The following is a 6,697-nucleotide window of genomic DNA, read 5'->3' as shown; positions in this document are numbered from 1 at the left end:
TCAATCGTGGCCGGAGCAACAGTGATGACCGGCACATCGTTAACCAGGTTAACAGTCGGCTGGCCTTCGCCATTCGAGTGAGCGCCTGCTGGATCAGTAACAGTCAGGTCAATCTTCGGCAGCTGATTACCAGCGTTAACGAAGTTCGCGCCCGCTTGGGTCAGCACTACGTTGTTGCCAACGATGGTGTAGTAACCGGCGTCGTTGGTGCCTGGCGTGAAGGTGATGGTCAGACCGTCACGTGGAGTCTCTTCGTCGGTCGCAGTGAAGGTACCAGCGACGGTACCTACAGCAGCCGAGTTCTCTTCAATCGTGGCCGGAGCAACGGTGATAACCGGCACATCGTTAACCAGGTTAACAGTCGGCTGGCCTTCGCCATTCGAGTGAGCGCCCGCTGGATCAGTAACAGTCAGGTCGATCTTCGGCAGTTGGTTGCCCGCGTTGACGAAGTCGGCGCCTGCTTTGGTCAGCACAACGTTGTTGCCGTCGATGGCGTAGTAACCATCAGCGTTGCTGTTGCCAGTGAAGGTGATGGTCAGACCCGAACGTGGAGTCTCTTCGTCAGTCGCAGTGAAGGTACCGGCGACGGTGCCTACAGCGGCGGAGTTCTCTTCAATCGTGGCCGGAGCAACGGTGATCACCGGCACATCGTTAACCAAGTTAACGGTCGGCTGGCCTTCGCCATTCGAGTGCGCGCCAGCTGGATCGGTAACAGTCAGATCAATCTTCGGCAGCTGATTGCCCGCGTTAACGAAGTCAGCACCGGCCTTGGTCAGCACAACGTTGTTGCCGTCGATGGCGTAGTAGCCAGCCGAGTTGCTGTTGCCAGTGAAGGTGATGGTCAGACCCGAACGTGGAGTTTCCTCGTCAGTCGCGGTGAAGGTACCGGCGACGGTACCAACGGCAGCCGAGTTCTCTTCAATGGTGGCCGGAGCGACGGTGATAACCGGTACGTCGTTAACCAGGTTCACGGTCGGCTGGCCTTCGCCATTCGAGTGCGCGCCAGCTGGATCGGTAACAGTCAGATCAATCTTCGGCAGCTGATTACCCGCGTTGACGAAATCAGCACCTGCTTTGGTCAGCACAACGTTGTTGCCGTCGATGGCGTAGTAGCCAGCCGAGTTGCTGTTGCCAGTGAAGGTGATGGTCAGACCCGAACGTGGAGTCTCTTCATCCGTCGCAGTGAAGGTACCGGCGACGGTACCTACAGCGGCCGAGTTCTCTTCAATCGTGGCCGGAGCAACGGTGATAACCGGCACATCGTTAACCAGGTTAACAGTCGGCTGGCCTTCGCCATTCGAGTGAGCGCCTGCTGGGTCGGTAACAGTCAGATCAATCTTCGGCAGCTGGTTGCCCGCGTTGACGAAATCAGCACCTGCCTTGGTCAGCACAACATTGTTGCGGTCGATGGCGTAGTAGCCAGCCGAGTTGCTGTTGCCAGTGAAGGTGATGGTCAGACCCGAGCGTGGAGTCTCTTCGTCAGTCGCGGTGAAGGTACCGGCGACGGTACCTACAGCGGCGGAGTTCTCTTCAATCGTGGCCGGAGCAACGGTGATAACCGGCACATCGTTCACCAAGTTAACGGTCGGCTGGCCTTCGCCATTCGAATGAGCGCCTGCTGGATCAGTAACGGTCAGGTCGATCTTCGGCAGCTGGTTGCCCGCGTTAACGAAGTCCGCACCCGCCTTGGTCAGCACAACGTCGTTACCAGAGATGGCGTAGTAGCCAGCGTCGTTGGTGCCCGGAGTGAAGGTGATGGTCAGACCCGAACGCGGGGTCTCTTCGTCAGTCGCGGTGAAAGTACCGGCAACAGTACCCACAGCAGCCGAGTTCTCTTCAATCGTGGCCGGAGCAACGGTGATAACCGGCACATCGTTAACCAGGTTCACAGTCGGCTGGCCTTCGCCATTCGAGTGAGCGCCCGCTGGATCGGTAACGGTCAGATCGATCTTCGGCAGCTGGTTGCCAGCGTTGACGAAATCAGCACCGGCTTTGGTCAGCACAACGTTGTTGCCGTCGATGGCGTAGTAGCCAGCCGAGTTGCTGTTGCCAGTGAAGGTGATGGTCAGACCCGAGCGTGGAGTCTCTTCGTCAGTCGCAGTGAAGGTACCGGCGACAGTACCGACTGCGGCCGAGTTCTCTTCAATCGTGGCCGGAGCGACGGTGATAACCGGAACGTCGTTAACCAGGTTAACAGTCGGCTGGCCTTCGCCATTCGAGTGAGCGCCTGCTGGATCAGTAACAGTCAGGTCAATCTTCGGCAGCTGGTTACCAGCGTTAACGAAGTTCGCGCCCGCTTGGGTCAGCACTACGTTGTTGCCAACGATGGTGTAGTAACCGGCGTCGTTGGTGCCTGGCGTGAAGGTGATGGTCAGACCGTCACGTGGAGTCTCTTCGTCAGTCGCAGTGAAAGTACCGGCAACAGTACCCACAGCAGCCGAGTTCTCTTCAATCGTAGCCGGAGCAACAGTGATCACCGGCACGTCGTTAACCAACGTCACATCCGGCGTCGCCGCATCGTGCGCGCTGCCTTTGTCGGCATCGGTCACGGTCAGATCAATCGCCGGCAGTTTGTTGCCAGCGTTGACGAAGTTCGCACCCGCCAGGGTCAGCACCACGGCATTGCCAACGAGGGTGTAGTAGCCATCTTTGTTGCTGTCACCGGTGAAGGTGACTTTCAGCTGGGCAACCGGGGTTTCCACATCGCTGACGGTGAAGTTACCGGCAACGGTGCCTTCCGCCACTTGGCCTTCCACCAGGGCATTGGCGACCACTTCGATGACGGGCAGGTCGTTGACCGAAATCACATTGATCGGCAGCGTGATCGACTCGGACTTAGGCAACGCATTGCCATCCTGCGCCGTGGCGGTCACGGTCAGGTTTACTACGCCGTAGGCGTTTGCCACCGGGTTGTAGACCAGTGTGGCTCTGCTCCAGTCGCTGATGTCGACGCTTTGATTGCCGGCCGTCGCGGTAAAGGTGTGGCCCGCGCCATCAGAAATGGTCGCGCCTGCCGGAATGCCGCTGATTTCCAGCTTGAGGGTCTCGGAGCCATCCTTGTCGGTGGCGTAGGCGTCAATCGCCGACAGCTTGATTGCGTGGTCTTCCAGGCCAGTGTTCAGCACCTGAGTGACGCTGATGTTGTCCATCACGCCGCCAAGGGAGTTGTTGGCTTCGCCGGCCGGGGCCTTGAATTCGAGTTTGGCGTCGCCGTCAGCAGTCACCGGTACCACGAAGGTGTAGGTCTTCATGCCAACGACAGTGGTATCCAGGGTGCCGATTTTGACGCCGCCCCAGAAGACATCGATGACCGAGTTGTTCTCGGCGCCGGCACGCGGCGAATAGTCGACCGAGATGCTGTACGCGGTGCCGCTTTCAGCCTTGATGATGGTGTACAGGCTGGAATCGTCGCCGGCGTTTTTCTCCAGCTCAATGACCTGGCTGTTGCCCGGAGTCTCGACGCCGTAGATGCTGCTTTGGCCGATTTCAACCTTGCCGTCGCTGTTGCCAGTCATCCACTGGGTGGCAGGACCGGTGCCGGCTGCGTTGTTGGCATCGCCGACTGCGACGGTGCCCCACGAACCGTTGAGGTTCGCGCTGTCGAAGTTGATCGCGCTGACGACGCCGCCACCGAGCAGGCCCAGGTGTGGGGTGTCGGTGACCGGTGCAATGGTCACAGGAGCGGTGGTGACGTCGCTGGCTTTACCGGCATTGTCGACCGCCGTGAAGGTGACCGCCGTTGTGCCGCTCCAGTCAGCCGTTGGGTTGAAGTAGACCAACGCCTTGCCGTCAGCGCCCGCAGGCACCGAATCACCGACCTTGAGTTCGGTGGTCATGCTTTCGTCGCTGTACAGCTTGCCATTCTCCGGCAAGGTGGTGATGACGAACTTGGCGACGGTGCCGTCCACATCGGCGCCGCTCAGCACGATCGTGGCTGCGTGGTCTTCGTCTGCGCCAGTCGAGCTACCGGTTGCAGTAGGTGCATCGTTGAACAGCTCGACAGTAACCTTGCCAGTCGCGGTGCTGGTTTCTGGCGGCTCACGGTCGAGGTTGCCGCCACCGTTATCGGTCACGGCGATACTCACGGTGCGATCAGTACCGGCCGGGTTGTTGCCCGGGGCCTGGAAGGTGATCGCTTCAACCAGCTTGATGAAGTCGGCAGCGCTGCTACCGGCCGGCAAGTTGCTGGTCAGGGTGTAGACGATCTTGCCATCGGCGGCGCTGCCGCTTTCGGTGATGGTGATACCGGCAACGGCGAGGGCCTTGAGCACGTCGGCGTTGGTGAGCAGGTCGCCAGACACCAGGTGATCAACGGTGACCACCACCTTGCTGAAGGTTTGGTTGTCGACGTCGGTGATGCTCAGTTTTTCAACCAGTGCCACCGCGCCTTTTTGCTCGACGAACTTGGTGCTCTCGAAGCTGACAACCGGCGCATCGTTGACCGGCACCACGTAGATCACGGAGGTCACTGGCGCCGAATCCGCCTGGCCGTCGCTCACGGTGATGGTCAGGTTACGGTTGACCGGGCTTGGGTCTTCGCTTTCGCTGGCGAAGTGCACCGAGCGCAGGACTTCCTGGTATTCAGCCTTGGTGGCTTCACCGGACAGGGTCAGCACACCGGTGGTCTTGTCGTAGCTGACGGTGATCTTGGTGTTGCTGACATCGGCGATCAGCACATCGTCGGTCAGGTGGTTGACCAGCGTGACCTTGGCGCTTTGCAGGGTGGTGTTGTCGACGTCGGTGATGGTCAGGTTCGCCGCGACGTAGCCGCCTGGCTTGCCCTCGATGTAGGTGTCGCCGAACGCGTTGGTCGATTCATTGCCCAGTACCGGGGCGTCGTTGACTGCTGTAACCACGACACTGATTTTGCCGGTGGTGACTTCTTCAACGCCGGTGCTCAGCTCTTTGGCCGTGGCTTTCACGGTCAGGTCGAAGCTGGCGGTCGAGTCCTTGAACGGGGTAACGCTCAGGGTGCTCAGGTTCCAGGTGCTCACGTCGTACAGCGTGTTTGCGCCGGTCGAGGTGATGGTGTAGGTGCCGTCGGTCAGCAAGGTGCCTTCCGGCAGGCCGCTGATTTCGACCTTGTGGGATTCCGAGCCGTCGGTGTCGACAAACTTGACGTCAATCGGCGCGATCTTGATCGCGGTGTCTTCCAGGCCGTGGTTGTAGACGTTGCCGGTGTAATAGCCTTCGCCATTCACCACGTGGCTATCGCCCAACACCATGCCGGCGTCTTTCAACGCTTCGATACTGGTGTAGGTCTGCACGCCGCTGCTGCCCAGCGATACCGACGGGCCGTTGTTGACCGACACGTTGACGTTGTAGTTGCCCGGGCCGTTCTGGTTGTAGTGGTAGATGTCGAGGGTGTAATAACCCGACTCGGTCGGCGTGAAGGCCGAGCCATTGATACCACTGCCTTGGCTCCAGGTCTCGGAAGCAACCAGCTTGCCGCCCACGGTGATTGCCAGGCTGTCGTCGGCCGTACCGGTGAAGGTGTAGCTCTTGCCGGCTTCCAGGTAAACCAGACCGGACACTTTGGTCGCGGTGCCTTCGGCCACGTTGCCATTGTTGACATCGCTGGTCACGCCCGTGGTGGCTGCGCTACCGGCGGCTTGGCCGTTGATTACCTTGATCAGGGTGTTGGAGTCGGTCACGCCTTGGCCGTTGGTGCCCAAGGCACCCGGCAGGTTGCCGCCGGTCCAGGTCTGAATGGTCAAACCGGTTGGCACTTGGCCGATGGTCAGGACCGGCACATCCGTCACCGGGTGGATATCCACGGTGATGGTCTTGGTGTCGCTGTAGGAGTTGCCGTCGGTGGCCTGGAATTTCAGCTCGGTGTAGTCACCTTGCTTGTTGCCCACGCCGGTGCCGCCGAAGCTGTTATCGCCGGATTCGTTTTCCGCCGGGCTGTAGCGCACGTTGTGCGCATCGAAATCAGCCTGGGTGAAGACCTTGCCTGCCGACGTGTCGGTTTTCAGGTCGGCCGTGGTGAGCTTGACCCACTCGCCGTCGACTTTGTACTCGATGGAACCGGCCGGCAGGCTGGTGAACACCACGCCTGGGCTGGTGGTGTCTTCATCCTGAACGCCGAAGGTTGCCCAGGTCAGTTCGATCGGGGTGTCTTCGTTGCCTTCGATGTGGTTGTCGATGGCGGTTGGGGTGTCATCGACCAGGGTGACGGTCGGCTGGCCGGTGCCGTTGGAGTGCAGGCCTTGTGGGTCGGTGACGGTCAGGTCGATTTTTGGCAGCTGGTTGCCGGCGTTGACGAAATCCGCACCTTTTTGGGTCAGGACGACGTTGTTGCCGGAGATGCTGTAGTAGCCGTCGGCGTTGCTGTTACCCGTGAAGTCGATGGTCAGGCCATCACGCGGGGTTTCTTCGTCGGTCGCGGTGAAGGTACCGGCGACGGTTCCTGCGCTGGCGGTGTCCTCAACAATGGTGTTGGCCGCAATTTCGATTACCGGCGCATCGTTGTGCAGGTTGACGGCGGGCTGGTCGGAACCGGTGGAGCTCAGGCCCTGCGGGTCGGTGACGGTGAGGTCGATTTTCGGCAGTTGATTGCCGGCGTTAACGAAGTCGGCGCCGGCTTTGGTCAGCACGACGTTGTCGCCAACGATGGCGTAGTAGCCAGCAGCGTTGGTGCCCGGCGTGAAGGTGATGGTCAGGCCTGCACGCGGGGTTTCTTCGTCGGTTGCGG

1 protein-coding gene is annotated in these 6,697 nt (G+C 60.1%); it reads right to left on the bottom strand.

The annotated features are described in order from the left end of the window. Positions 1-6,697: beta strand repeat-containing protein (locus ACU688_RS22665; protein ID WP_448186450.1), on the bottom strand; the 6,697-nt coding region annotated here is incomplete at both ends.

Source organism: Pseudomonas acericola (SeqCode), from assembly GCF_053456465.1.
Note: the sequence above shows the minus strand (reverse complement) of the source record. Positions and strands in the feature narration are given on the sequence as shown.